General features: G+C 67.5%; 27 protein-coding genes. 12 read left to right on the top strand and 15 right to left on the bottom strand.

The window, feature by feature from the left end:
• Positions 1–15 precede the first annotated feature (15 nt).
• Positions 16–525, bottom strand: coding sequence for an RrF2 family transcriptional regulator (locus tag CKO43_RS02015; RefSeq protein ID WP_200225302.1), 510 nt, complete (start codon positions 523–525; stop codon positions 16–18).
• Between the two features lie 107 nt (positions 526–632).
• On the opposite strand from CKO43_RS02015, the gene CKO43_RS02020 reads away from it, so the two are divergent.
• From CKO43_RS02020 to CKO43_RS02075, 12 genes are all read left to right on the top strand, one after another.
• A complete protein-coding gene (locus tag CKO43_RS02020; RefSeq protein WP_242481028.1) occupies positions 633–1,877 on the top strand; it encodes an NnrS family protein in 1,245 nt (414 codons plus the stop codon).
• Positions 1,878–1,954: 77 nt separating this feature from the next.
• Positions 1,955–2,269 carry a DUF2249 domain-containing protein gene (locus CKO43_RS02025; protein WP_200225305.1) on the top strand — a complete coding sequence of 105 codons (315 nt, stop codon included), beginning with the start codon at positions 1,955–1,957 and terminating at the stop codon, positions 2,267–2,269.
• A gap of 18 nt (positions 2,270–2,287) precedes the next feature.
• Entirely contained in the window at positions 2,288–2,611 is a 324-nt protein-coding gene (gene fdxA / locus CKO43_RS02030; protein ID WP_054139971.1) for a ferredoxin FdxA, read from the top strand.
• 46 nt (positions 2,612–2,657) lie between these two features.
• Positions 2,658–4,124 (top strand): cytochrome c oxidase accessory protein CcoG, encoded by a 1,467-nt coding sequence (ccoG, locus tag CKO43_RS02035; RefSeq protein WP_200225306.1) that lies wholly within the window; start codon positions 2,658–2,660, stop codon positions 4,122–4,124.
• Positions 4,125–4,457: 333 nt separating this feature from the next.
• Positions 4,458–4,664 carry a hypothetical protein gene (locus tag CKO43_RS02040; RefSeq protein ID WP_200225307.1) on the top strand — a complete coding sequence of 69 codons (207 nt, stop codon included), beginning with the start codon at positions 4,458–4,460 and terminating at the stop codon, positions 4,662–4,664.
• A gap of 17 nt (positions 4,665–4,681) precedes the next feature.
• Positions 4,682–5,380 (top strand): succinate dehydrogenase iron-sulfur subunit, encoded by a 699-nt coding sequence (locus CKO43_RS02045; RefSeq protein WP_200225308.1) that lies wholly within the window; start codon positions 4,682–4,684, stop codon positions 5,378–5,380.
• 112 nt (positions 5,381–5,492) lie between these two features.
• Positions 5,493–5,642 (top strand): hypothetical protein, encoded by a 150-nt coding sequence (locus CKO43_RS02050; RefSeq protein WP_200225310.1) that lies wholly within the window; start codon positions 5,493–5,495, stop codon positions 5,640–5,642.
• A 16-nt stretch (positions 5,643–5,658) separates the two neighbouring features.
• On the top strand, positions 5,659–6,513 hold the full coding sequence (locus CKO43_RS02055) for a c-type cytochrome (RefSeq protein WP_200225311.1): 855 nt from the start codon (positions 5,659–5,661) through the stop codon (positions 6,511–6,513).
• A gap of 27 nt (positions 6,514–6,540) precedes the next feature.
• The gene (locus CKO43_RS02060; protein WP_200225312.1) at positions 6,541–7,926 is read left to right on the top strand and encodes a cbb3-type cytochrome c oxidase subunit I; all 1,386 of its coding nucleotides are present in this window, start codon (positions 6,541–6,543) and stop codon (positions 7,924–7,926) included.
• Entirely contained in the window at positions 7,923–8,720 is a 798-nt protein-coding gene (locus CKO43_RS02065; protein WP_346014367.1) for a CbbQ/NirQ/NorQ/GpvN family protein, read from the top strand. The genes CKO43_RS02060 and CKO43_RS02065 overlap by 4 nt, the downstream gene beginning before the upstream one ends.
• A gap of 27 nt (positions 8,721–8,747) precedes the next feature.
• Complete coding sequence (locus CKO43_RS02070; RefSeq protein ID WP_200225313.1) at positions 8,748–10,793, top strand: hypothetical protein; 2,046 nt, start codon at positions 8,748–8,750, stop codon at positions 10,791–10,793.
• A 603-nt stretch (positions 10,794–11,396) separates the two neighbouring features.
• Positions 11,397–12,023 carry a class I SAM-dependent methyltransferase gene (locus tag CKO43_RS02075; protein ID WP_200225314.1) on the top strand — a complete coding sequence of 209 codons (627 nt, stop codon included), beginning with the start codon at positions 11,397–11,399 and terminating at the stop codon, positions 12,021–12,023.
• Between the two features lie 33 nt (positions 12,024–12,056).
• Here CKO43_RS02075 and CKO43_RS02080 read toward each other — a convergent pair whose 3' ends face one another.
• The 14 genes from CKO43_RS02080 to CKO43_RS02145 all read right to left on the bottom strand — a co-directional run bounded on the left by CKO43_RS02080 (position 12,057) and on the right by CKO43_RS02145 (position 26,535).
• The gene (locus CKO43_RS02080) at positions 12,057–13,274 is read right to left on the bottom strand and encodes a DUF1173 family protein (protein WP_200225316.1); all 1,218 of its coding nucleotides are present in this window, start codon (positions 13,272–13,274) and stop codon (positions 12,057–12,059) included.
• Positions 13,275–13,278: 4 nt separating this feature from the next.
• A complete protein-coding gene (locus CKO43_RS02085) occupies positions 13,279–14,412 on the bottom strand; it encodes an LPD7 domain-containing protein (RefSeq protein ID WP_200225317.1) in 1,134 nt (377 codons plus the stop codon).
• A gap of 27 nt (positions 14,413–14,439) precedes the next feature.
• Positions 14,440–15,093, bottom strand: coding sequence for an OmpA family protein (locus tag CKO43_RS02090; protein ID WP_200377695.1), 654 nt, complete (start codon positions 15,091–15,093; stop codon positions 14,440–14,442).
• Positions 15,094–15,109: 16 nt separating this feature from the next.
• Complete coding sequence (locus tag CKO43_RS02095) at positions 15,110–17,005, bottom strand: type IV secretory system conjugative DNA transfer family protein (protein ID WP_346728194.1); 1,896 nt, start codon at positions 17,003–17,005, stop codon at positions 15,110–15,112.
• A gap of 41 nt (positions 17,006–17,046) precedes the next feature.
• Entirely contained in the window at positions 17,047–18,135 is a 1,089-nt protein-coding gene (gene virB11, locus CKO43_RS02100) for a P-type DNA transfer ATPase VirB11 (protein WP_200225319.1), read from the bottom strand.
• Positions 18,132–19,394: a type IV secretion system protein VirB10 gene (gene virB10 / locus CKO43_RS02105; protein WP_242477740.1), complete on the bottom strand. Its 1,263-nt coding sequence runs from the start codon at positions 19,392–19,394 to the stop codon at positions 18,132–18,134. Before virB10 ends, virB11 begins: the two co-directional genes overlap by 4 nt.
• Before the next feature lie 89 nt (positions 19,395–19,483).
• A complete protein-coding gene (locus CKO43_RS02110) occupies positions 19,484–20,431 on the bottom strand; it encodes a TrbG/VirB9 family P-type conjugative transfer protein (protein ID WP_200225322.1) in 948 nt (315 codons plus the stop codon).
• Positions 20,432–20,438: 7 nt separating this feature from the next.
• Positions 20,439–21,170 (bottom strand): virB8 family protein, encoded by a 732-nt coding sequence (locus tag CKO43_RS02115; protein WP_200225323.1) that lies wholly within the window; start codon positions 21,168–21,170, stop codon positions 20,439–20,441.
• Positions 21,171–21,182: 12 nt separating this feature from the next.
• Positions 21,183–21,881 carry a type IV secretion system protein gene (locus CKO43_RS02120; RefSeq protein WP_200225324.1) on the bottom strand — a complete coding sequence of 233 codons (699 nt, stop codon included), beginning with the start codon at positions 21,879–21,881 and terminating at the stop codon, positions 21,183–21,185.
• 46 nt (positions 21,882–21,927) lie between these two features.
• Positions 21,928–22,971, bottom strand: coding sequence for a type IV secretion system protein (locus CKO43_RS02125; RefSeq protein ID WP_200377696.1), 1,044 nt, complete (start codon positions 22,969–22,971; stop codon positions 21,928–21,930).
• Positions 22,972–22,982: 11 nt separating this feature from the next.
• Complete coding sequence (locus tag CKO43_RS02130) at positions 22,983–23,399, bottom strand: hypothetical protein (protein ID WP_200225326.1); 417 nt, start codon at positions 23,397–23,399, stop codon at positions 22,983–22,985.
• Positions 23,396–25,864 carry a VirB4 family type IV secretion/conjugal transfer ATPase gene (locus CKO43_RS02135; protein ID WP_200225327.1) on the bottom strand — a complete coding sequence of 823 codons (2,469 nt, stop codon included), beginning with the start codon at positions 25,862–25,864 and terminating at the stop codon, positions 23,396–23,398. Before CKO43_RS02135 ends, CKO43_RS02130 begins: the two co-directional genes overlap by 4 nt.
• Positions 25,848–26,177 carry a type IV secretion system protein VirB3 gene (locus CKO43_RS02140; protein ID WP_346014369.1) on the bottom strand — a complete coding sequence of 110 codons (330 nt, stop codon included), beginning with the start codon at positions 26,175–26,177 and terminating at the stop codon, positions 25,848–25,850. Before CKO43_RS02140 ends, CKO43_RS02135 begins: the two co-directional genes overlap by 17 nt.
• Positions 26,178–26,187: 10 nt before the next feature.
• Positions 26,188–26,535 carry a TrbC/VirB2 family protein gene (locus CKO43_RS02145; RefSeq protein WP_200377697.1) on the bottom strand — a complete coding sequence of 116 codons (348 nt, stop codon included), beginning with the start codon at positions 26,533–26,535 and terminating at the stop codon, positions 26,188–26,190.
• Positions 26,536–26,578: the final 43 nt, after the last annotated feature.

Raw genomic sequence — 26,578 nt, forward strand, 5'->3', positions numbered from 1 at the left:
TGATCCTGTGGGCCTTCAGGCGCTGCTGCCCGGGCGCGCGGCGCGCCGCGGGATCGGTGCGGCCACCACCGCAGGCAGCTTGCGGCCCGTCTGCGATAGGGGCGACTTGCCTTTGGTCGCTGACTGGCCGTGTGTCATGTGCGCCAGCGTGGCGCCGTCCAGCGCCTTGAAATAACCCGCCAGCGCGTCGTCGAAGAGGTGCTTCAGCCGGCAGCTCGGCGTCAGCGTGCAGGCGTTGGTGGTGGCGTCGAAACACTCCACCAGCCTGAAGTCGGTCTCGGTGGCGCGCACCACATCGCCGATGCGTATGGTCTCGGGCTCGGCCAGCAGCCGCAGGCCACCGCCGCGGCCCCGGGTGGTTTCGAGCAGCCCTTGCCGCGCCAGGTCGTTGACGACCTTCATCAGGTGGTTCTTCGACAGCCCGTGGTGCTCGGCCAGTTCGCCGATCGTCACCAGGCGGTCTCGGTGCGCCGCACAGTACATCAGCACCCGCAGCGTGTAGTCGGTGTATTCGGACAGGCGCATGGCAATCCTTAAAGATGCACACAGTGTATTGCTTTAAGGGCGGCAAGTTATTAACATGTACGCATGCTGCATCTTTTGACCGACAGCCCAGTTTGCAGGCTCCAGGGATGGCGTTCACGGCCATGAAGGAACACATCCCCCTGGTCGCCACGGGCGCCCCCCAGAGCGTCGCGGCGACCGCTTCGAACGTACAGTTCCCGTCGCCTGGCTGGCCGCTGTTTCGCCTCGGATTCCGGCCGTTCTACCTGGGTGCGGCCGCATTCGCCCTGTTCGCGGTCCCGTACTGGATCGCGGGCCTCCTGGGCTTGATGGCGCTGCCTTCGACGATGCCGCCGCTGCTGTGGCACGCCCACGAGATGCTCTACGGCTTTGCCGTGGCGGTGATCGTCGGCTTCCTGCTGACGGCCGGCAAGGCCTGGACGGGCCTGGCCACGCCGCGCGGTGCCACGCTGGCGGTGATGGCGGGGCTGTGGCTGGCAGCGCGGCTGTCCGCCGTGGGGGCGCCGTACGCGGTCTACGCCGTTCTGGACGTGGTGCTGCTGCCTTGGGTGGCCTTCGTGCTGATCAGGGTGCTGCTGAAAGCCGGCAACCGCCGCAACCTGCCACTGGGCGCGATCCTGCTGCTGCTGGCGACAGCCAATCTCACCTTTCACGCTGCGGTGCTGGGCTGGCTGGACATCGATCCGCTGCGGGCGCTGCATGCTGGGTTGGCCCTGGTCGTGATGATCGAATGCGTGATCGCGGGGCGGGTGATTCCGGCCTTCACGATGTCGGCGCTGCCAGGCCGACAGCTGAAGGTGCCGGCCTGGCTGGAGCGCAGCACGCTGGCGGCGACGGCGCTGTCGCTGGCGGCCTGGGTGCTGCTGCCGGCCAACCGGATCACGGCGGCTGGGTTCGCCCTGGCGGCGCTGTTGCATGCCGCTAGGTTGTGGCACTGGCAGCCCTTGCGCACCCGTGCGCGCCCCATCCTGTGGGTACTGCACGCGGCGTACGCCTGGTTGCCCGTAGGCTTCTTGCTGCTGGCCTGGGCGCAGGTGGGTGGCGTGGCCGCTTCTGCCGGTATTCACGCTCTGGCGGTGGGTGCCACGGCCGGGCTCATCGTCGGCATGGTCACCCGCACGGCGCGAGGCCACACGGGGCGCCCGCTCAAGGTGTCGAGTCTGGAGGTGGGCGCCTACCTGCTGGTGGCGGGTGCTGCCGTCGCTCGGGTGCTGCTCCCCTTGGTGGCGCCGGCCCACACGGCCGACTGGCTCGTGGTGGCTGCAGCCGCCTGGGCCGTGGCTTTCGCGCTCTACCTCTGGGTTTTCACGCCTTGGCTGCTGAGCAGTCGTCTCGACGGCAAGGACGGCTGAACGTTCCCTTTCCCTCATCGCACTTCCACCGCGCATGTCGCGCGGGCAGGTGCGCACTTCACTCCTGAAAGGTTCCCATGACTGCAAACCTGATTCAACCCACCTTTGAGTTGGACCTGCGCACCATTGCGCCGCGTGAGCGCCACCCGCTGATCTTCGGTCGCTTCGACGCCCTGGCCACCGGCCAGACACTGCAACTCGTGAACGACCACAACCCGCAACCGCTGCGCTATCAGTTCGAAGACCGCGCTTTGGGGCAGTTCGAATGGGCCACGCTGGAAGCCGGCCCGTCGGTCTGGCGCATCCAGATCAGCCGCATCGCTGACGCCGTCGCGCCGTCGGCGGCCGCCAAGGGCGATTCCTGCTGCTCGGGCGGCGCCTGTTGCGGTTGACATCTCGCACGCGCAGCGATGACCTTCGTCGTCACCGAAGCCTGCATCCGGTGCAAGTACACCGATTGCGTGGACGTGTGTCCGGTCGACGCATTTCGCGAAGGACCGAACTTCCTGGTCATCGACCCGGACGAGTGCATCGACTGCGCGGTCTGCGTTCCCGAGTGCCCGGTGAATGCCATCTATGCCGAAGAAGACGTACCCACCGGCCAGCAGCACTTCACGCCGCTGAACGCCGAGCTGTCGCGCGAATGGAAACCCATCACGAAAACCAAGCTCGCGCTGCCGGATGCCGAAGCCTGGAGCAAGATCGAACACAAGCTGGGCGAGCTGAAGCGATGAAAGCCCTGATGCGATGTGACTGCTCGTTGGCCGGCACGCCCTGAGAATGGCAAGTTCCAGGAAGGTCATCCCCATCGCACCGGCAGCGGGCTCGAGCGACGACGGCGAGCAGTTCGTCTCGATGTACCAGAAGCAGGCGACGATCTACCCGCGTGCAGTGAAGGGTTGGTTCGCCACTTGGCGATGGGTCTTCGTCTGGCTCACGCAGTTGCTGTTCTACGGTGTCCCCTGGTTGCAATGGGGCGGACGCCAGGCCGTGCTGTTCGATCTGGAGGCGCAACGCTTCTACATCTTCGGCCTGCTGCTCTATCCACAGGACCTGATCTTTCTGGCGGCGCTGCTGGTGCTGTCTGCGCTGGCCTTGTTCTTCTTCACCGCCGTGGCCGGCCGGCTGTGGTGCGGCTACACCTGCCCGCAGACGGTCTACACGGAGATCTTCATGTGGGCCGAGCGCAGGATCGAAGGCGACCGCATCGCGCGCATGCGGCTGGACCAGGCGCCCTGGGGCGCGAACAAGATCTTGCGCAAGGGCGCCAAGCAGGGGGTGTGGCTGGCCATCGCGCTGATCACTGGCTTCAGCTTCGTCGGCTACTTCACGCCGATCCGGGAACTGGCCGCCGCCGCCGTGGCCCTGGACATGTCGGCGTGGAACGCCTTCTGGGTGCTGTTCTATGGCGCCGCCACCTACGGCAATGCGGGCTTCCTGCGAGAGCAGATGTGCAAGTACATGTGCCCCTACGCACGCTTCCAGAGCGCCCTGATTGACAAGGACTCCCTGGTCATCGCCTACGACGCCGGTCGCGGCGATCCGCGCGGCTCACGCTCGAAGAAGACGAACGCCGCCGCGCAGGGACTGGGCGACTGCATCGACTGCACCTTGTGCGTGCAAGTGTGCCCCACCGGCATCGACATCCGCAACGGGCTGCAGAACGAGTGCATCGGCTGCGCGGCCTGCATCGACGTCTGCGACGACGTGATGGACAAGATGGGCTACGCCAAGGGGCTGATCCGCTACTCCACCGAAAACGGTGTCGTGAACGGCTGGACGCGGCTACAGATGTTCAAGCGTACCTTGCGGCCGCGTGTGCTGATTTACGGGGCGGTGCTCTCCGCGGCGAGCATCGCCTTTGCGACCAGCGTGGCGATGCGCAGCCCGTTCAAGTTCGATGTGGTGAAGGACCGCGGTGCATTGGCGCGTGTGGTGGAGGAGGGCGCGGTCGAGAACGTCTATCGCATCCAGATCATGAACCGCACCGAAGGCAGGCAGACCTACCGGGTGGCCGCTTCCGGGATTGAGGGGTTGGAGGTCTTGGCCGTGCCCACAAGTGCTGGCCCGGCCGCTGTAGCGTCGATGTCGGTCAGCCTGCGCCTGCCTTCCGCCGTGGCGCAAGGGCTTGCGGGCAGATCAGTGCCCGTGGTGTTTGAAGTCACGGGTGTGCAACCCCGTGACGCGGACGGCGTGGACAGATCAGCGATCGAGCTCGAGAAGTCGACCTTCTTCGTCCCGCGTTAGACCGCTCCGACTTGTCAGAGGCCGCGCCCTTTGCCCGCCTCAGCAGGCGTGCTGCGTTCGAGGATGCGAACAGGCAGGTTGAATGTCGGGGTGATCATCTATCCGTGCCTCACAAAAACGAGTTGCTCTTTGGCACGCCATGAGTGCGCTCCCGCACAGATGCAGAAGGCGGACTGAGCGCAGGCTCGCCTGTGGGGCGCATCTGCGCCATTGACGTTCAGGATGACCATCCCAGTGCCCACGCCAAAGATCGATGCTGTCGGGGCCTCAGTTCCCGCCCCCAGGCAGGACGAGCAGCCACCTGAGGACTCACCACTGACGAACGCGGAACTGGTGCAGTTGCGTATCCGCGTGATCGCCTTGGAGAACCTGGTCATCGCGCTGCTGGCCGACGCGCCGGATCGACAAGTAACTCTCGCACGAGGCATGGCGACCTGCATTTCACCGCGAGCCGGCTTCACCCCTCACCCGATCACGCTGCGAGCGGCCGACGAGATGCTGAGCTTGGTCGACCGGGCCAACCGCTACCGCCGCCCGTAGTCGCCCCCATTGCCACCATGCACAGATTCCACATCTATCGCTACGACCCAGACGCCGACGAGAAGCCGCGAATGCAGGTGATTGAGTTGGAGGTGGGCAGCGCTGACCGCATGTTGCTGGACGTGCTGACGCGCCTGAAGGCGATCGATCCGACCTTGAGCTTCCGCCGCTCTTGCCGCGAAGGAATCTGCGGCTCGGACGCCATGAACATCAACGGCAAGAACGGCCTAGCCTGTGTGACCAACATGCGGTCGCTGCCGAGTACCGTGGTGCTGAAGCCACTGCCCGGCCTGCCTGTGATCCGCGACCTGTTCGTCGACATGACTGGATTCTTCAAGCAGTACCACTCTATCAAGCCCTGGCTGGTCAACGACAACCCGCCGCCCGAGCGCGAGAGACTGCAGTCGCCCGAGGCCCGCGATGAACTCAACGGCCTGTACGAATGCATCCTGTGCGCCTGCTGCTCCAGCGCTTGCCCGAGTTACTGGTGGAACCCCGACAAGTACGTCGGGCCTGCGGGGCTGCTGCAGGCCTATCGCTTCCTGGTGGACAGCCGCGACCAGGCCAGCGGCCAGCGGCTGGACGATCTTCAGGATCCCTACCGTCTTTTCCGATGCCGAACGATCCTGAACTGCACAGACGTTTGCCCCAAGGGGCTGAATCCGGCGCTGGCTATCGGAAAAATCAAGGAAATGATGGTGCGACGCACTGTCTGATCTCCTTCGCTCGGATCCGCATCTCGCAACATGCGCAACGTACGGTGCCGCACGGACGGCGGACGCGTTGTTGGTCATCATCGACAGATGAGCGTTCCATCCCTCCGCCGCCATGTCCACCGTCGCATCCGGTGATATCGCACCCATGAGTGCGTACCAGGGCTTCCGGATATTCAGCCATGTCGTGCTCGGCTTGATGTTGGGGGGTATCGTGTACGCGGCCTACATCGCCGTTACCTACTGGACCGGCATCAGCGTCTGACGCTGCGGGCCTATCGATGAACAAGCGACAGGCCAGACTCTTCGCAATCGGCTCGACTGTCGTGGCTTCCCTTGCCTTCCTGGGGCTGACCATCGACAGCCACCGGCAGTTCCCCAAACTGACCAACGCTCAGAACATCACGCCGGCCGTCACGCACGGTAAGGATGTCTGGCACAAGAACAACTGCATCAACTGCCACACCTTGTTCGGCGAGGGGGCCTACTACGCGCCCGACCTGACCAAGATTGCGCAGCACCGTGGCGCGGCTTACCTGCAGGCCTACCTGAAGGACCCGTCAAAGTTCTACGACGAACAGCGCCACCGCCGGCTCATGCCCAAGCAGGACATGACCGACGTCGAGATCGCCGACCTGGTGTCGTTCCTCGACTGGGTGAGCAAGGTGGACAACCAGGGCTGGCCACCGAGGCCGATCCTGGTCACGGGCTCGGGCATCGGGCCGATGGGCGCGCCTCGGCCCATCGAGGGGACAGCGGGTTCTGCGCCGCTGCCAGGCGCCGCAACACCAGCTGGCGACAAGAGCCCGATCGCGCTGGGCGAGATCGTGTTCAAGACATCGACGCCGGCCTGCGCTGCCTGCCACTCACTGGTGCCCGGCGCCCAGATGGCAGGGCCGTCGCTGGCGGGCGTGGCTACACGCGCACAGCAGACCATCGGATCGGCCGACTACAAGGGCCAGGCGAAAGACGCGACGACCTACCTGCACGAATCCATCGTGCAGCCCAGTGCACACACGGTCGCCGGTGCCATGTACTCGGCCAGCGGGGTGTCGTTCATGCCCGCCACCTATGGCAAGGACCTGACGCCCGAGCAGATCGATCAGCTGGTCGCCTACCTGGCGACGTTCAAGTAGTCCGGCGCACGCCTCAAGGAACCCGCCATGCGCTACAGGTCTCAATCGGTTGCTTACTGGTACTTCGCCGTCGCGATGGTGCTGTTCGGCCTGCAGCTGGTGTTCGGCCTGTTGTCGGCCGCCAAGTACTTGGGTCCGGACCCGCTGCTCTACATCCTGCCCTTCGATGTCACGAAGGTCATCCACACCAACCTGCTGATCGTCTGGGTATTGACCGGCTTCATGGGCGCCACCTACTGGATGGTGCCCGACGAATCGCGCACCGAGCTGTACAGCACCAAGCTGGCCTACCTGCAGTTGGTGCTGTGGACGCTGATGGGCGTCACCGCGGTGGTGGGTTACCTGTTCCGCTACGGCACCGGCAACAAGCTGCTTGAACAGCCCTTGCCGCACAAGATCGTCATCGTGATCTGCATGCTGATCTTTCTCTACAACATCGGCATGACGATCTGGAAGTCCAAACGCTTTACCACCACCGAAGGCGTGCTGATCCTCGGCCTGGGCTTGGCGGCGGTCTTGTACCTGCCGGCACTGCTGGAATACGAGAACTACACCGTGGCCATCTTCTACCGCTGGTGGACCATCCACCTGTGGGTCGAGGGCGTCTGGGAAATGATCCAGGGCGGCTTCCTGGCCTACCTGCTGATCCGCCTGTCAGGCGCGGACCGGGAGGTGATGGAGAAATGGCTGTACGTCATCGTCGGCCTGGTCTTCATCGCCGGCATCCTGGGTACGGCGCACCACTACTATTGGGTCGGCGTGCCTTCGTACTGGCTGCCCATCGGCGGCATCTTCAGTGCGCTGGAGCCGGCTGCGCTGGTGGGAATGGCGATCTACGCGTATTCGGCCATGCGCCGATCCGGCATGTCGCACCCGAACACCCTCGCGCTGCACTGGACGCTGGGAAGCGCCGTGTTCACGCTGTTCGGCGCCGGGTTGCTGGGGCTGGCCCACACCTTCCCCGACGTCAACAAGTGGACCCACGGCACGTTGATCACCGCGATGCACGGCCACGCTGCGTTCTACGGTGCGTACGCGATGATCACGCTGGCGATGATCAGCTTTGCTTTGCCGTCGATGACGCCCGGGCGGTCCGAGCAGGGCAGCAGCATCGGCTACTGGTCGTTCTGGCTGCAGATCGGTGGCATGTTCGGCATGACCTTGTCCTTCGCCACCGCCGGCATCGGGCAGGTGTATTTGGAGCGCATCCTCGGCATGGGCTACCTTGATGCGCAGCTGAAGATCCAGGTGCATTTCGTGATGCTGGTTGTCACCGGCTCGATCTTCGCCATCGGCGTGGGCCTGTTCATCTACGACTTCTTCCGCTACGCGCCACGTTTCGAGGTCGAGGACGACTCGAAGTCGGCCCTGCGTCCCGGATTGGCGCCTGGCGTGAGATCAGTGTCCGCGTGACCGACTGGGTTGCACCGGACAAAGAGCCGTACTACCTGCCGGCCGGCGACGAAATCTCGATCTTTCAGCAATGCCACAGCCGCGGCCTGTCGGTGATGTTGAAGGGCCCCACCGGATGCGGCAAGACACGCTTCGTCGAACACATGGCCTGGCGGCTGAAGCGCCCGCTGGTGACGATCTCCTGCCATGACGACCTGACGGCCAGCGACCTGATCGGGCGCTTTCTCATCCGGCACGACGGCACGGCCTGGCAGGACGGGCCGCTCACACGCGCCGTGCGCGAAGGCGCGTTGTGCTATCTGGACGAGGTGGTCGAGGCGCGCCAGGACACGATGGTCGTGCTGCACTCGCTGACCGACCACCGGCGCTTCCTGCCCATAGACAAGACTGGCGAGACGATCACCGCTGCACCGGGCTTCCAGCTCATCGTGTCGTACAACCCGGGCTACCAGCGCATGCTGAAGGATCTGAAGCCCAGCACGCGGCAGCGCTTCGTGGCGCTGGATTTCGATTTCCCACCGGCACCGCAGGAAGCAGCGATCCTCGAAGCCGAAGCGGCCGCCGACCATGCCACGGCGGTGGCTCTTGTCACCTTGGGTCGCCGGCTGCGCGGTTTGCGCGACAGGGGGCTGGCGGAGGTGCCGAGCACGCGGCTGCTGATCGCTGCTGCGGGCCTGGTGGCCAGTGGCATCAGTCCGCGTCAGGCTTGCTACAGCGCCATCGTCTCGCCCCTGTCCGACGACGTATCGCTGGTCGGCGCGATGCGCGACCTGGTCGACGCCACCTTCGTCTGAGAGCCGCCAACGTTCGGAAGGGCTGACGTGGCAGAGGCAGAAGACGTCATCACCGATGCGGCACTGCATGCCACGAAGTTCGTGCAGGGCGTGTGGCGCCGGCACCGGGCCCACAAACCCGCTATTCCCAATCTGACGCTGTCAGACGTCGTACAACGCCTCGACCTGTTGGTCGTGGCCGTGTTCGGTCGCGCCTGTCCTCTGCGTGTGGCGCAGGTGCCGGCCCGCGCGACCCTGCTCGCGAGAACCTTTCAGCGGCAGAACCGCCCCGATGTGCAAGGCGCGATCCCGGCCACTGACGGCGCGCAGATCTGGTTGCCTGCCGAGACCGGTCTGACCGATGCGGCGCTTGCGTTGGAGCGGTTTCGCACCGCGGCGCTGCATCAGGCGATGCGCGTGGTTCGGGGCAGCGCGTTCGGCATCGGCAGCGAGGCCACGCCGTTGGTGCGTGATCTCTACCTGCTGATCGAGGCGCATGCCGCCGACGCGGACTTGGCGGAACTGCTGCCCGGTATGCGAGCACCGTTGCAGGCCCTGCGGGCGGCCGCGCTGAGCGCGCGCCCCGCCTTGTCGCATTTCCCCGCCTGGCGCCAGCCGCTCGAAGCCTGGACGCGTCGGCTGATGAACGGCCTCGTGCCGTTCCGGGGAACAGATGCCCTGTACAGCCCGTCGCCGGCGCGATCCCGGCGACTGGCGCAAGACATCGCGTGCGAGCTCCAGGGGGACGCATCGGAACCCGGCCGGCCCTGCACCCAGCCCTTGTTCAAAGACTGGTGGACAGGCGAACTCCTAGTGCCCGCCGCTGGGTTGGGACTGGCGGCCGACAGTGACAAGGACAGCGACAGCGCATCCGCCCCATCTGCGGACCCCGTCCGCAGCGCTCGCTTGGCGCGCCAACCGAAGGTGCGCGAGGCCCCGGACGAGGAAGACGACATCCGCCAGGGTGCCTGGATGATCCAGGCCTCGGCGCCGCATGAAGTCGCTGAAGACCCCTTCGGACTGCAGCGTCCCACCGACCGAGATACACAAACGGCGGCCGAAGAATTTGCCGAGTCACTCGCCGAACTCGAACAGGCGCGACTCGTGTCGACACCCGGTCGACCAAAGGAGGTGTTGTTGTCGGACGACCCACCCGATGCGCGGGCGAGAGATGGCGGCCGCGTGAGCGCCGACGACTCGGAATACATCCGCTATCCCGAATGGGACCACCGAAACCAGGCCTACAACGAAGCTGGCGCCATCGTCCGCCTGCTGTCGGCTGCTGAAGGCCCACAGCAGTGGGTGGACAAAACATTAACCGAGCACCGTTCGATGCTGGACGCGATACGACGGCGTTTCGAGATGCTGCGCGGGCAGCGCACGCCGCTGCGCAGACAACTGGATGGGGACGATCTCGATCTGGAAGCTTGCATCGACGCGCGCGCCGACTTGCGCGCCGGGCATCCGATGGCGCAGGCGCTGTACCGATCGCAGAAGCGAACCAAACGCGACATGGCTATCCTGCTGCTGATCGACGTCAGCGGTTCGACCGACGGGTGGGTGTCCAGCGGTAGGCGCGTCATCGATGTCGAACGCGAGGCGCTGCTGCTGGTCTGCATCGCCCTGGGTGCGATGGGCGAACCGTACGCCGTGCAGGCGTTCTCCGGGCATGGTCCGCGGGCGGTGTCGGTGCGCACCCTGAAACGCTTTGATGAGCCCTACGGCAACCAGGTCGCCACGCGCATCGCGGCGCTCGAACCCGACGAATACACCCGCGCAGGCGCCGCGATCCGCCATGGCAGCGCAACGCTAATGCGCGAGCCCGCGTCGCAGCGTTTGCTGCTCCTGTTGTCCGACGGCAAGCCCAACGATGTCGATGTCTACGAGGGCCGCTACGGCGTCGAAGACATGCGACGGGCCGTCATCGAGGCAAAGCTCCAGGGCATCGCACCCTTCTGCCTGACCGTTGACCGGTACGCCGCAGGGTACTTGCCAGGCGTCTTCGGGGCCAACCAGTACGCCTTGTTGGCGAAGCCTTCGATGCTGCCGACCGCGTTGCTCGACTGGATGCAGCGGCTGGTCATGGCGGGGTAGTTCGTATGCGTCTCAACAACAAAACCGTGCCCCGAGGCGTCACAAGTGTTTGGTCGATCGACGCGAATGCACTCTGCTTTTTGCCCAAGCTTGGACGAGACTGCAAGGCCTTGAGGAGCACGTTTCTGAGCTGGTTGTCCGCGGGCACTCAACGCCTCGGGCCCCCACCTGATGCCACTCGATCAAACACACCTGGCACCTTGCTCCGATAGGCGCAACCGCTCGGGCGTGCTTGCCCTTTGGTTGACATAAGCAGTACCGAAGCTGGACCCCGGCTCTGGTCTCGCGCCAATACTCCTCAAGGCCCGCCGGGCAGAGGTCGGCATCTTCAGTGGACGACAGCTTTTCAAGCACCTGAACTTCAGCATTGGGTCGCCAGCGTGAGTTCGGCACCCGAAACAGCAGTCGTTTGCTGAGCCGAGGCCGTGCCGGCGAAGCGCCCCGGCGCCCTACCGCCGCAAGGGCGGCATGGCCCGGCATCGAGGTGAGTGGGTCAGCCTGGCGCACCAACGAGGCCGTCGGCGGGATGCCGAGCTAGCAGGGGAGAAGTCGACTTGGCAGTAGCGTGTCGGCGCTGGACGGCGCCGCATGAAATGATGCGGCATGCCGCTGAGTCCCGACGACCTGCAGAACGTTGTCGCGCGCACCCTGGCGCACTACGAGCAGCACGCCCAGAGCTACTGGGAGGGCACGCGCGACCATGACGTCAGCCAGAACATCGCGGCGCTGCTGAAGCACATCCCCGGGCCACCGCCTTTTGACCTACTGGACTTCGGCTGCGGGCCCGGGCGCGATCTGGCCGCGTTCAAGGCGCTGGGTCACCACGCCGTCGGCCTCGAGGGCGCGGCCAACGCCGCCGCGCTGGCGCGTGTGCACAGCGGCTGTGTGGTGCTGGAGCAGAGTTTCCTGGAACTCGACCTGCCGGCCGGACACTTCGACGGTGTGTTTGCCAATGCGGTGCTGTTCCATGTGCCCGGCCAAGTGCTGCCGCAGGTGTTGCGACAACTGCAGGCCTGCCTGCGTCCGGGCGGCGTGCTGTTCAGTTCCAACCCGCGCGGCGATGGCCAGGAGGGCTGGAACGGTGACCGCTACGGCGCATTCCACGACTGGCCCACCTGGCGTACCCTGGTCATGGCTGCCGGTTTCGACGAGTTGGAACACTTCTACCGCCCGCCGGGGCTACCGAGGCAGCAACAGCCCTGGCTGGCGAGTGTGTGGCGCAAGCGCTGACCACGGGCGAAGCCGGGGGGCCGTCGCGGCCCTTCAATCCGAGGGCTCCGCAACCGGATGGAACGCGGCTGGCAGCGCAGTTCGCGCGGCGCTCGGTGCGAATGCTGACCACACCCGCGTGCAGGGCAACGCAGGCGGCGGCCCGGCAGCCGGGCGCCAGGACCAGGTCGCAGGCCAGTCCGTGGCGGCAGAGCTGAGTCCGGTCTGGGCGGCTGCGCGCCGATCGATGAGCAATTCTGTCGGCGCTGGCGGTTCGTGCAGGACGGCAACCCGCACGACCTCTGATGGGGCCGCGTCATCGGTCAGGTGCTTGAAGAACCTCCGGCGCTCGCCGATGAGCTTGGCGACGAGCACGCGCTCATCCTCGTCGGCCAGCGGAATCCACTCGGCGCAGCAGACCATCAGTTCCAGTTCGACGACGGTCGCCGCGCCGGTCTGGTCCAGCACCACCGTCGCGATGCAGACCATGTGCAGGTCGTCGTGCGTGCCGCGCATCGCCAGCTGCCCGGCGAAGCGCTGCTCGATGGTCCGCAGCGCGCCTTCGCGCAGCGCAAGCGGCAGGTCCGGCAGGTGCTTCACCCACGCCCGCGCCACGCGCTGCCCTCGGCGCAGGGTCTTCAGCTCGCCGACGACCACCATCGAGGGTTGAGCCTCGCCGTCCTCGCGCAGGATCCAGTTCCAGCGGGCCTCGCGTCGCGCGCGGATCGCCTCGGCTCTCTCGACACTGAAGACCTCGGGCACGTAGAGCCGCTTGGTCAGCGCACCGGTGGGTGTGCGGATCTGCTTGGCCGCCTGCAACAGGTGTCGGCGCACGACCCCCCAGTGGCGCTTGCCTGCGAAGCCGGGGTGCCACATGGTCAGTTCGGCGCGGATCCACAGCTCGTAAAGCACTCCGAGCAACGAGGGCCGAGGGGGCTCAGGCATCGCCACCGGTTCGCCGATGGTGGCTGTCTCGACGAATCGACCCGTGTCGCCTTCCAGGCGCGGGACCGGGATGCGGGTGCCCTGGCCGTTCGGCGCTGCTCCTGCGGCGCGACCGAAGTGCGGACACCCGGGCGCATGCCGGTATCCCGACAGCGGCATGCGCTTGACCAGCCGGCCGTCGCCATGCCGGGCCACGTACATCGGAACGCCGCCCGGAACGCACAAGCACAGCGGACGAGTGACTTCGCCTGGCGCGCCGGCGAAGGCGTCGTCGAGGCCGGCGTAAACCGCGGCACGCTGCTTTGCTTGTTGGCGCAGGTGGTCCACGGCGTCACCTTGCCGGTTGCGGGACCGTGCGTTCGACCGTCGGCGCCCGCGACACCTCGCGCGTCGGCTCGCGGTTGCGCGCTGGTGCCTGGCTGTCGTAGACCTTCACGCGGTGGGTCTCGCCGTTGCGCAGCCGCTGCGCGAGGTTCTGCTCGGCCGCGGCCATCACCGCGGCGCGCTGCTTGTCCGGCACCTTGCGGTCGATGAGTACCGCCTCGAGGGCTGCCAACACCGTCTTGCGGCCGCCACCGCCTCTTCCTGAGGTTCCCTTGGCTGATACCGGTGTGCTGTTGTCGGTGCGCGGCGCCCCGGCCGCATCGAGCACCGGCTCGATCCGGTTGCGCTGGCGCTCGGCGCGTTCGCGCTCGACGAGCTGCAGGTCCGCGGGATCGGGCTCATAGCCTACCGCGCGAACGCCGCGTGCCGTGGCCTCGAGCCAGACCTGGCGCTTGAAGGCCTCGCTGCCGTTCACACGCAGCACCCTCCAGTTCCGGGCCTCGGCGACGTCGACCATCGAGCGCGCGACCGACGGGTTGTCGTTGTCGGTCGCGAGCTTGAACGCGGTCTCGGTGAAAGCCACGCGTTTCGTGTCGCCGCGGTAGCGGTACTCGGTCCTGCCCATCGGCACGTTGTTAACGATCACCTTCGAGCTTTTGACCATATAGCGCTCGCGCAGCGCGGCCTCGATCTCGGCGGCGCGTGTGGCGCGCACGGCTTCGAGTTCGTCGCGAGGCTTCGCGGCGGCGCTGTCGGGCGATGTCCGCGTGGGCGCCTCCTGTGGCTCAGATCGCGCCGCGCCCGCTTTGCCGACCGGCTCGTCGCTGACGGCCTGCTCGGGCGGCGCCGGCCGGGGTGGCAGCCTGCCCAGCCGTTCCCACTTGCCGAAGATCTTGTGGATCGGCGTTCGGGTGCCGTCTTCAGCAACCGCCATGATGCGCGACGCCTGCAGCCGGTCGGCGTGGTCGACGATCTCCTTCATCGTCGACGCCCGGTAGGTCGTCTCGGTGAATGGGTCGTGCAGCTCGTAGCGCTCGCCGGGATGAGACGGCGTCTGCGCCCGCGCCTTCGTGATCGCGGCGCGGTCGGCCGGCTCGACGGTACCGCCAGGTTCGCGGCCGGATGCGGGATCGGATTCCATGGTGCACCTCGCTGCTGGGAGAGAAGGTCACGGGGAGGCCGGCGAGCCGGCGGCGATGAAACGCGGCGCGTTCCGGTAGATCTCGATCTCGACGCGGCGGTTGAGCGCGCGGCCGGCCTCGACAGTGTTGTCGGCGGCGAAGTCGCCCACCGGCTGCCAGGTCGCGCGAATGCGGGAAGGGTCGACACCCGCGCGCACGAGCCAAGCCTGGACCGCGGCGGTGCGCTCGCGGGCGACGCGCCCTTCAGCCACCGCGTCCTTCGCCCCGTCGGTCCGGCCGCGCAGCACCACCAGCGGCGCTGCACGTGCGGCCTCGGTGATGCGCTGCGCGTCGGCCGGCAGGTCCAGGCGACTGCTGCCGTAGCCGAACAGCAGCACGTGGACCGCGTTGGGCTCGTGAGCCGATGGCGCAGCGACGCCAGACGTGGTCGCCTGTGCTGCCGATTGGGCAGCCGCGAGCGCGGCGTACGCCCGCACGGCCTGCGCCTCGCGCCGGGCCTCGCTGGCGACGATGCGGGTGTTCTGCAGGTTGCCCTGGCAGACCTGCAGCTCGACAGCGGCTGCGGTGTTGGCCGGACGGCGGTTGGACTCGTCGGTCTCGGGCGGCTTGGGCGGCGGCGAACCGCAGCCGACTGCCATCAAAGCGACAGCGAAGATCACGAAGAACGGGGCAGGGCGCATCGGGTACTCCTTCGCATCACTCGGTCAGCACCGGCTCGACGGTGTTGGCTACGGGCTCGGGCACCTTCGTCAGCTCGAAGAACGCGTCGGCCGCGGCGCGCAGTTCCGCCGGGCTGGAGTTCGGGCCGACCTTCGGCATGCCGGACAGGTCCAGTGCCAGTTGCTCGACGACCAGCGTCTCGCCGGGCTCCAGTTCCTCAGGGGCCTCGCAGATGCGGCGCTGCACACGCGCGAAGTGCAGCTCGATGTTCATCGGAGGCACCTCCGGCGCCGGCAGCAGCCGGGTCTTGAAGACCTGCTCGCGGTGGTAGCGGATCTTGGTCGCCAGCACCGGCTTGCAGTTCTCGACGATCAGCACCAGGCGCTCGCTGCCGAGTTCCTTGAACTCCTGCGGCATCAGCAACGCGCGACGCTGGTCACTCTCGTTGCGGCTGGTGCTCGAGTGGCCGTGGTGCCCCAACGAGCGGCTGCGGCTGCGTGAGGTCGCGCGCGCGGTGAACGTGCCCAGCATCGCGCTGTATTCGTCGGCGTCGCGCTGCTCGCGCGGCGCATACAGGATCTGCAGACCGTGATTCGTCGCGAAGGTCCGCGCGTCCTTGTCGCCGTAGACGGCGTCGAGTTGCGACATCGCCTGCACGACGGTCAGCAGCCGGATGTTGTAGCCGGCGAGGAAGGCCGCCGCGCTGGTCAGCACGCCGACGCGGCCCATCGCGGTGAACTCGTCGTTCACCAGCAGGCATTGGTAGCGCAGCGAGGGGTCTTCTTCCGGCCGGGTCCGGGCGTTCAGGCTCACCAGCTGCGAGAAGAAGAGCGCCAGCAACGGCTTGGCGCTGCCGAGCCGGTGCGGCGGCACGCGCACGTAGATCGACATCCGCTCGCGGCGCAGGGCGTGGAGGTCGAAGTCGTCGGCGCTGGTTGCCGCGTCGACGACGGCGTCGGCGAAGATCGTCAGCGGCGCATTGAAGGTCGCGACGATGCTCGACATCGTGTTCTCGGAGTTGCCGAGCAGGCGCTGCAGCGCGTCGGTGCATTCATCCGACAGCGAGTTCCCGGCGTCGCGCCGGGCGTCGATCGTCGAGCGCAGATGCTCGCGCAGGCCGCGGCCCTGGCCCGAGGACTGGCGCAGCATCTCGCCGATCGTGCGTGGCAGCTCGGGCGTCTCCAGCAGCAGCAGGCCCAGGCCCAGGAACAGGTTGCGCGCCTGATCGTTGAAGAAGGCTTCCGACGAGGTATGCCCACCATCGGTCGGGAAGAAGACCTGGCCGATCTCGAGAAGGTCGCCGACGCGGTGCAGCCGGCTCGTGCGCACGCTCGACAGCGGGTTCCAGCGGTGGCTGCGCGCCTCGTCGTCGAAGGGCGAGAAGGCGTAGACGACCTGGCCGTGTGCGGCCCGGAATCCGGCGGTGGCCTCGAAGTTCTCGCCCTTGATGTCGAGCACGACGACCGAGTCGGGCCAGTTCAGCAGGTTCGGGATCACAACGCCGACGCCCTTGCCGCTGCGCGTGGGCGCCGACAGCATCACCGACAGCTGACCCGGCAGCGACAGGAACTGCGAACCCATCCGTCCGACGAGGATCGCCGGGCACTTGCTGCCGCCCAGCAGTCCGGCGCTGGCAATCTCGGCCCGGTTGGCAAAGCGCGCGGCGCCGTGCAGGGGCCGCTGCGGCCGCGAGGCGAGCCAGAGACCGCCGGGCAGCACGACGAGCAGCCCGACAAAGGCGGTCGCGATCGAGCCGATGAGCTTCGGGCGCAGCCTCGTGTCGGCCGCGTACAGCTGCCAGTAGTCGACGATGCTGGCCACGCCGGCCTGTCCCGGCGGGGCGCGGTTGATCAGCAGGAACAGCACACCGGACGCGTAGGTGGCAGCGATGGCCAGCAAGACCATCGCCACGAGCGCGGACGTCCAGGCCACCGCCTTCCGTGGCCGGGACCAGGGTGCTGCACTGAGCGCGCTCACCGCTCCACCCCTGCGCCATCGCGCTCGAGCCGCAGGCCGCGCGGCTCGTAGAGGATCTCGGGGATGAAGCGCCCGCCCTCGTCGCGGTCGAACTGAATGGCGACGTCGACAACGGTGCGCAGCAGGCGCCGGATCTCGGCCAGCGTGAGCCCGGAGCCTCCGGCGCTCTCCCGGATCATCAGCGCCATCTGTTCGAAGGCGAGCGCGCAGCTGCCGGCGTGGCAGCTCGTGATGCTGCCCGGGTGGCCCGATGCCGCCAGGCGCACGAAGTGGAAACACTCGTCGCCGCGGACCTCGGCCAGGAAGATGCGGTCGGGCCTCATCCGGAGGCAGGCTTCGAGCAGTGCCTTGGCCGTCACGCGCGCCGTGCCCTGGGCGTCCTTGCTGTAGTACAGATGCACGACGTTCGGGTGGTTCGGCAGCATGAGCTCGGCGGTGTCTTCGATCGTTATCAGCCGCTCCTGGCGCAGCACCTCCTCGACCAGTGCCTTCATGAGGGTCGTCTTGCCCGAACCCGTGCGGCCGCTGACGACGATGGTCTGGTGCGAGCGCACCGCCAGCCGCAGGAAGTCCGTGTAGCGGCCCGCTTGGTGCAGCGCCAGCAGGTCGCGCTCGTGGGGCTGCAGCGCCGCGCGCTCGCCGCCGGCCGTCGAGCTGGTGCGCGCGAAGATGCCGCCGCGCTCGAAGTCGTCCAGGCGCATCACGAACTGCGAGGGCTTCCTCAGCGTGATCGACACCGTGCCGCGAGGCACCGCCGGCGCGATGACGATCTGCAGCCGCTCGCCCGAAGGAAGCGTCGCAGCGAGCAGCGGGCGCTCCTCGCTCACCGCCTGGTCGGAGTAGGTCGCCACCGCGAAGGCCAGTGCCAGGCAGCGCTCCAGCGTCAGCGTCGGTGCGTCGTGGCGCTGCCAGCCGGCCGGCGTCTCGACGAAGAGTTCGCCGGGCCGGTTGACACAGACGTCCATGACACCCGGCGCGTCCAACGCCTCGCGCAGCGGCCGCATGAACTCGATCACCGAGGTCGCATCGCCTCGCCATTCGGCTTCGGTCGCCAGCGCTTCGCTGGGGAAGAGGTCGGCGTTCATCGCGACACCGCCTTCAGCTCGTAGACCGATGAGAAGTCGAGGTCGCGGGCGACGACGACACCGACGATGCCGCCCTGGTTCTGGTAGATCAGCGGGGGGATGTTGATCGTGCTGTCCAGCACCTTCTCGGCGAGCTTGGACGTGTTGTCAGTCGTCGACGGCAGCACGATCGTGTCGCCGGAGCGTTCGGTCTGGTTCTGCACGACGAGGTTGACCGAGTCGTCGATGAGCGACAGCAGCATCGCCGCGCCGATGCGCTCGCCCCAGCGGTTGTCCACGTGGCCGGGAATGCCGGCTTCACCGAGCGGCCCAGTGCCGGGCGAGGCCAGGTCGACGGTGACGCCCTCCGGCGTGCGCACCCGGGTCCAGAGCACCGGGATGCGCACGGTGCCCGGACGCACCGACGCGATCCGGTACTCGCCGTCCAGATGCGAGCCACGCTCGATCAGCAGCACGCGGCCGTTGTCGCCATAGACGTTGCGCTGAACCATGCAGCCGACCAGGCCCGAAGCGGCACTCACGACGCGGGTCTTCAGCGCGCAGGTGAACGACGTGCCTTTGGGCAGCGTGAGGCTTCGGTCCGCGATGCGACCGGCGGCCACTGGTGGCGTCGCCGAGCCCTGCAACTGCCCGCCAAAGAGGCCGGCGGCCTGGGCGGGTGCGGTAAGCGAGGTCGCCGCATCGGTGGTCGGGGCAGGGATGCCTGCGGCTCCTGCGCTGCGCCCCAGCGCATCGACGACACCACGCAGGTGCTGCTGGTAGCCCTCCAGGTTGCGGCGCAGGTTCGACCCGGAGTCTTGCGGCCCGGCGTCGGCAGGCGCGTCTGCAGTCGCCTGGCGACTGGATGGCCTGCTGGTGACGACCATGACCGGCGCGTCCTCGGGGGCGACAGCCTTCTCGCCCCGGCCGCGCGAGGCGCTACCGGTGCGGCGAACGCCGATCGGCTCTGCCACCTCCGCGGACGGGTCGATGGCGGGGATGCGTGGTGACGGCGCTGCCGCCGACGATGAGGCCGAAGGCGCAGCGGGCATTTCGAGCGGCTTGCGTGCGCTGCCGGCAGCGGCCGGTTTCTGCGCGAGCAGTTGATGCGCATCGTCGGCGTCGGTGCCATCGCCAAGCCAGTGCTGTACGGCCACGCCAGCGATGGCGCTCAGCATCCCGATCGCCAGCAGGACGGCGACGATGCCCTTCTTCGGCAAGCGGCGGCGCGTGGCCGAAGCGACGTCCGGGATGCCGGGTTCGCCTGCCAGCGGCTCCAAGCGCTCTCCGGAAGGCGGTGCTGGAGCTTGCCCAGGCGCCGGGGCGTCCGGTTGCCCTGGTGGCGGGCCGTTGGGAGTCCGGTCGGTGCTCATCGCGAGGCTCCTGGCTCGGTGCTGCGATCGGCCCGCAACAGCGGCGCCGGCTGCGGTCGGTCTGGCCCGGCCGGCGGCTCGACCGCTGCCGTCTGCGGAGCCGGGTGCTCCCGCATGACGCGCGCGACCCCGAGCACCGTCGTCGCGTTCTCGGGCGGCACGCCATCCAGGTCGAAGCCGTCGTTCCAGACCGCGACGACGGCGCTGCCGGCGCGCAGCTTCAGGCGCCGGCTGACACGGTCGACGACGAGCAGGTCGCCTTCCATGCGCGCATTGACCAGCGTCTCGCTGCCGTCGCCGAGCACGTGGAACACAGCCGGCACCTCGCGGTTGTTCGGGAATCGCAGGTAGGTGAAGCGGCCGTCGTCGAACATCAGCGTCGGCACGATGTGCTCGGAGCCCGCGCCTTCGGCGATCGAGTAGCTGGCGTTGACCACGGCCGGGGCGGTGCCGAGCCGTTCCGCGACGATGTCGGCCTCGCGTACCTGGGGCAATGAGGGCAGCGTGGCTGCAGCGACCTCGGAGCGCTTCGGCGGCGCCGGTGACTTCAGCGCCAGCCGATAGACGGGTTGGCGCGCATCGCGGTCGGCGAGCACCTGGAAGCGCAGCATGTAGCTGCGGCGATCGGTGACGACGGCCAGGTTGTTCGGCTCGTGTGCCGCGCTGCGCGCCTTGACGAAGAGGTTGCGGCCGCCTGCCTGGGCGGAGACGCACCAGCTCGCGTCGGGCTTGGCACAGTCGGCGCCGAGGCCGCTCGCCACCTCGACAATCGATTCGTCGGCAGCCAGCTCGACGTGTGTGACAGTGCCCTTGCGCACCGGCACGGTGACGACGGCGCCGGAGTCGTAGACGACTTCCTTCAGCCGCGGATCAGCGGCCAGTGCCGGTGTGATGCCGAGCGCCAGCAGCGCAGCGGCGGCGATTGAGGTGGCGGCGCTTCGCATCGCATCCTCACGGCTGAGCCCGCGCCAGTGTCGCGAGCGGCACGGTGCCGATCTCGGGATCGGAGCGGTAGGCCAGGACGACGAAGCCGAGCGGGTTCTCGAGCCGGTCGGCCTCGTTGGACAGCACCTTGGGCTGGTACTCGTAGACGATGCTGGCCACGTGGCGCGTCGTCACATCGGGCGCACCGCGGACGGGCTGGCGCACGGTCTTCTCATACGTCACGGTGGCCTCGCCGCGCGTGCCCTTGCGGCCGGTGGCGGCAAGCCGAACGCCGACAACGTCGATGCGCCACTCCTCGTTGCCGGCCAGGCGCTTCTGCAAAGAGGCCTCGCCCTCGAACTGGCGCCTGTAGTCGGCGAAGACCGCCGGCACCGCCATGCGCGCGACCTGGTCGTAGTCACGCTGCAGCCACCACCAGTTGTAGCCCTCGCGGTTGCGCACGAAGACGGCGGCGTTGTGTTTGTCCAGCGACTCCTGAACCGGGATCGTCTCCTCGGTGAGCCGCTGCTGCACCGTCGTCTCGCCGGTGCGCTTGTCGACGACGATGGGCAGCGGCACGACCTGCTGCAGCGGGCCGTGCGCGAGCACGGCGCCGACCGCCAGCACGGCGACGAAGCCGGAGGCCATCGCAACGCGCCAGGCGCGGCGCTCGGAGCGCTCCAGCATCTCGGCGCGGTCGACTTCCCAGGCCGCATTGGCACGGCCGAACACGTTGTCGGCCATTGAACGAAGGTCCATCACGTGCTCCCTTCAGTCGAGGTAGGAGCCGAGGCTCGACGTGCGGGTAAGGTTCTGCTGCTGGCGCTCGCGCTCCCGGGAGCGCTCGATGCGCTCTTCGCTGTCGGCCATGCCCTGCAGCATCTGGATCTGCGAGGCCTCGTGCGCGAGCTGCGCGTTCTCCAGTTCGACCCGGGCCTGAATCTCCTGGATGGCCTTCGGATCGGATGTCGCGTCGATCTCGTCCATCAGCGCGTCGATCTGCGCGAGGCGGCCGGCGGCGGCCTGCATCGCGTCCTGCAGCAGGCCCTTGTGCTGGTACGGCCTGGCCAGAGCCGCCTGGCAGGCGGTGCGTGCATCGCCGCCGCGGTCCTCGCAGTTGTAGATGCGGGCAGCGTCGCGCAACGCCTTGGCCGTCGAGGTGAGCCCCGAGTAGCCCGAGCCGTCCACGGCGTTGAGTGCTGTGAAGACCTCTGCCGGGACGTAGTTGCGAAGCCCCGGATCGTTGGCGACCGCCCCCAGCAGCCGCCGACCGTTGCTGCTCTCGATCTGAGCCTGCAGGCGCTGGATCTGCTCGACCTGGTTGGCGATCTGGGTGACATCGTTCATCACCTGCTCGACGGCGCGGAGCAGGTTGGCGTTGTCGATGACTGGGATGCCTTGGGCGCCGGCGTGGCCGGTGATGAGCCCGGCGACGACCGAAACGGCAAAGGCGCGGCCTGGGAGTGCCATGGCAAGCCTCCTTGGAGCAGGGGTGTGGAAGGAACTCTGTGTGACTTCAGCGCGGCCGATTCGGCTGATGGCTGCCGGAGGCCGCGTCGCGGGCCGCACGCGCCGCTCTCGCCGCAGCACCGACGCCGCGACCGACCAGATTTCCGGCGGTGTAGGGGACGCCGCCGCCGCCCCGAATCGAGCCGCCGGTGAGGCTGCTCACCGTCTTGTTGCCCTTGCGAAGGCCCGAGACGATGAGCGCGTTCTGCAGCATCTGGATGCCCTGCTGGACGACCGGGCCGCCAGTGAGGGCAGCGGCAAGGGCCGGTGCCTGGAAGCAGAGGATCGCCATCACGAGCATCAACACGCAGTAACGCAACGACTCGCCGAGCACGTTGAGGTTGGGCCCGAGGAATCCTCCGCCCTCTTCGATGGCGAGAAAAACCTCCCGGCCCAGGTACGTGCTCAGGCCCAGAGCAAAGAACGAGAACCAGGTCAGGACGACTGCGTTCAGAAGCATCGAGACCCAACTATCGAAAAAACGCTGTGTCGGCTTCCACGCGAGTGCGAACACGAAGACAGGTCCTATGCCGAGCACAAACGTGAGCAGTGCGGTCGAGAGCGTCACGACGAACACGGCAATGCACAGGAACGCAACCGAGCCGAATGCGAAGGCAATGGTCGCGAAGACGAGGTCCAGGCGAAGCAGGCTGGCCTCTTTCAAAATGTCGAAGGTCTGCTTGCTGGCGCTGGTGTTGAATTCGTCGAGTAGTTCGTATGGCGAGGTGACCAGTTCCGCGGGAGAGCCAGCCGGCACAAATGCGGTCGCAACACTCAGCGCGAGATCCTTGGCTGATTCGGCGATTGTCGATATGTACAAACCGCTCTGCAGGGCAACAGCGAATATCATCGACAGCTTCACGAGCTTCCAGACGAACTGCGGTACGGTTTCGTTGACCTCGCCTCGCAATACGGAATATCCGAACAAGAGGATCCATACCGTCATTGAAATGAGCACCATCGGAGCCAACATTGTGCAAAGTTTGCTCACGACCTCAAGAACGTAAGTGCTCAATATTGTCGACACCTTCTCGCCGAGCCAGGTAAACATCTGAGTCTCCTCTACTGGATGGCGTCAGGCGCCATGTTTGCGGGCGGTCGGGCGAACAGTGGCTTGCACTTGCTCCCGAGTTCGGGGTATTGGCACTGGACCCATTCGTCTTTGCGAAGAACGACCCAAACGCGCCGAAGCTTTTGACTGCCGTATGTCGATGTGCGGCATGCGCCTGGTCGTGCGAACGGATCCGTGCACTCCATGAGTCCGTCCTTCGTCTCCACCATGCGCCAGGCGCCCGCATGGCAGCTGGCGTCGGCGCGGCAGACTTGTCCCATCGATGCCGGCACCGGTGGCGTCGTCACAACCTTCCCGGTCGCGGTCATCCGCACGGCCTCGTTGCCCTTCACGAACTGCGCATGCGCGGGGCAGAGGGCGAGGGCGGTCACGGCCGTGGCAAGGCCGAGCAGGGTGACGGTGTTCATCGGGCGCTCCTGGACGAGTTGGCGGTGCGCTCGCGCACCGCGCCCAGGAAGGGCGCCATCCAGTCCCGAGGGTCGTCACCCACCGTTGCGCGGATGCTGTCGAGCAGCGCCACGTTATCCGTCGTGCCCGACAGCACCGTAACGAAGTCCTGCATGCCGGCGAGGTCCAGCTCGCACAGCGCGCTCTCGTGGCCTTGCTTGACCAGGAAGCGGCGTCCGCCGGTCGAGGACAGGCTGCGCACGATGCCGAACTCGGCCTCGGTGAGCCCGAAGCCTTCGACGTACTCGTCGCGCTGCGCCTCGGGGTTGGCCAGGAAGATCTTGGTCACGCTCTGCTCAACCATCGTGCGGCCGATCGCGTGCTGCAGCACGTCCGACGGGCTCTGGGTGTCGAAGATCCCCAGGCCGTTCTGCTTGCGGATCGTCTTCTGTTTCTGCTTGGCGAAGTCGCTGAAGACCCGGTTGTCGAGCGCCTTCCAGAACTCCGAGATCACGTAGATCAGCCGGCTGCCGTCGACCAGTTCGCCCATCACGTCGAGCAGGTAGAGCATCACCGGTGTGCGCACCTCGGGCAGGTCCAGGAACTCGGTCGTGTCGAAGCCGATGGCCGAGGCCTGGTGCAAGTCGACCAGCCGGTCGTCTGCCTCGTCGAACACCCAGCCGAGCGCGCCACCGGCGCACCAGCGGGCCATGCGGTCGTGCAGGCTGTTGCCGCCGCCCTTGGGGAGGTTCTGGCGCACGGTGGAGAAGCGGCGCAGCGGCCGCGGCATCAGCGCCACAGCCCGTACGGCACGTGCGATGGCCTGCTCGTCGGCCGGCAGCAGCGGCAGTGCCGGCGTCTCCAAGCAGGTCCGCACGAGCTGTTCCCAGAACTGGATCCGTGCCGGCGTGGGATCGCGCTGCAGCGGGTTGCAGCCGGTCGGCTTGCCGGCCTCGAGCGTGAAGTAGCGCCCGCCGATGGCGCGCAGCGCGATCTCGCTGCCGCGGTCCAGGTCGAACAGCACCAGGCGCGGCGCCGGTTGCCACTTGCGCGTCATCGCCAGCAGGAACATCACGAGCGTCGTCTTGCCGACGCCGGTCGAGCCGATGACGAGCGTGTTGCCGGGGAGCTTCTTGTCCTCGGAGTCCTCGTCGTCGGGGCTCTTGTGGAGGTTCAAGTAGAAGGGCTGGCCACTGGGCGTGCGCAGCAGCGCCAGCGCTTCGCCCCAGGGGTTGCCGTCACGCTTGCCGCCGGCGAAGGCGTGCTGGCTGGCCAGCGCCGCGAAGGCCCGCGACGATAGCTGGGCCGCGCGCGGGCGCCAGCGCCAGTTGCCGGGCCACTGCGAGAACCACGCCGCGTCGGCCACCAGGTCGACCGGCCTCAGCTGCAGGCTGCACGACTCGCCGACCGCGCCGACCGCCTGCGCCGAGCGGCGCGAGGCATCCGCCGCATCGGCGCCGAAGACGAGCAGGCTGTAGTGGTACTCGCCCATGCAGAATTGGCCGTCGCCGAGTTCGTTGAGTGCGACATCCATGTCTTCGATCTGGGTCGCGACGACGTCCTCGCTGGCCATCAGCTGGTTGCGCTGCAGCGTCAGTGCCCGCATCGCCTCGCGCCGCGGCAGGATCGAGAAGCTCTGCGTCTCGACGAACTCGCTTTGCTCGTAGAGCAGCGCGTTCAGCACACCCGGGGCGACGGTGTCGGCGTACTCGTGAATGTCGGCGAAGGCCGCGTGGCGGCGCAGATCGCCGAAGCGGATCTCGACGGTGGCGCCCCCGAAAGACAGGCGCGAGGCGGGCAGCGTCCGGTACAGCGGCCCGGCCTGCAACGGGACCGGCCGGCGGACCCCGTTGACCAGGAAGCCCAGGAACTCGGCGACCTCGGAGAAGCGCATGCCGTGGCGCTCGGCGCTGCCGAGCAGCTCCGGCCCGAAGCCGCGCAGCACGCGGTGCACGAGCGCGGTCCTCTCCTGCATCACGCGCAGCGCCTCGGCCTGGTCGCGCGCGATCTCGTCGCGGCTGCGCCGGGTGTTGCGGACCGCGCGGGCGGCCGCGTCGCGCTGCGGGCGGTAGACGAGCGTGAGGTACAGCTCGTTGCCCAGCATCCGGGTGCCCTGCAGCGAAGTCGCATAGGCACGCGCCAGGTCCTGTGCGAAGCCTGGCTCGGACGGCTCGATCAGAGCATCGTCCAGGCGCCGGTGCACGCGGTGGGTCCAGAGCGCGAACTGGCCGCCAGCGAGGTTGCGCAGCAGGCTGCACAGCGCCTCGTGGCGGTCGGCGATGCGGTGCGGATCGGCGCACTCGAACGCGACGCCGTCCAGACGCCACACGCGCAGCCAGTCGCCGCCGCGGGTGATGACGTCGTGCTCGGTGACCAGCGACGAGAACGGCACAAAGCGCGACAGCGCGTTCTCCTGGGCAGCCCGGTCCCAGTAGCGGGGCTTGGCCGTCGCCGTGGGGCGCAGCAGATCAGCGAACGCGGGCATCGCGGCCTCCGCGGTAGGGATACGGGGCGTAGCTGCGCGCGCCCCAGAAGTGGCGATTGCGGTCCAGCAGCCGCAGGCGCATCGCGAGGAAGGCCTGGCGAAAACGCTGGTCGTCCTTGCGCGTGAGGTACCGCATCCAGACGAGCGCCGGCACCAGGCCGAGACCCGCCACCGGCACGATCCACCAGGTCAGGATCGGGCCGATCCACAGGACCAAGAGCGCGCTGCCGCCCACGAGCACGACGAACGGCACCAGGGGCACGCCGAAGAGCATCGGCGGCCGCGTCGCGCCCTTGTAGATGGCCTCGGCCACGACGTGCCCCTCAGGCGACGATGAAGCTGGAGAAGGCCGCCGCGCCGCCGATCAGCGTGCCGCCGATCAGGACGTTGGCGACGTCGGACAGGCGGGCGCCCTGGAAGATCATCTTGAAGCCCGCCCAGATGATCGCGATCGTCACGACCGCGATCGAGATCACGATGAGGATGTCCTCGATCTTGATGACGGTCTCGTTGATCTTCTCGAAGCCCTGGGCGAAGACCGGCGGCGGCAGCAGCGCCGAGGCGATGCACAGCCACAGGACGATGACGGCCAGCAGGCCGCGGCGATTGAAGGGACGCGGTTCGGAGGGACGCGACGGCTCGATGCGTCGCAGGAACAGGTTCCAGCGCATGGTGCTCTCCAGTGAACTGACGGCGGGGGACACAAGCTCAGGC

The sequence above is a fragment of the Rubrivivax gelatinosus genome (assembly GCF_016583785.1).
GTDB lineage: Bacteria > Pseudomonadota > Gammaproteobacteria > Burkholderiales > Burkholderiaceae_C > Rubrivivax > Rubrivivax gelatinosus_B.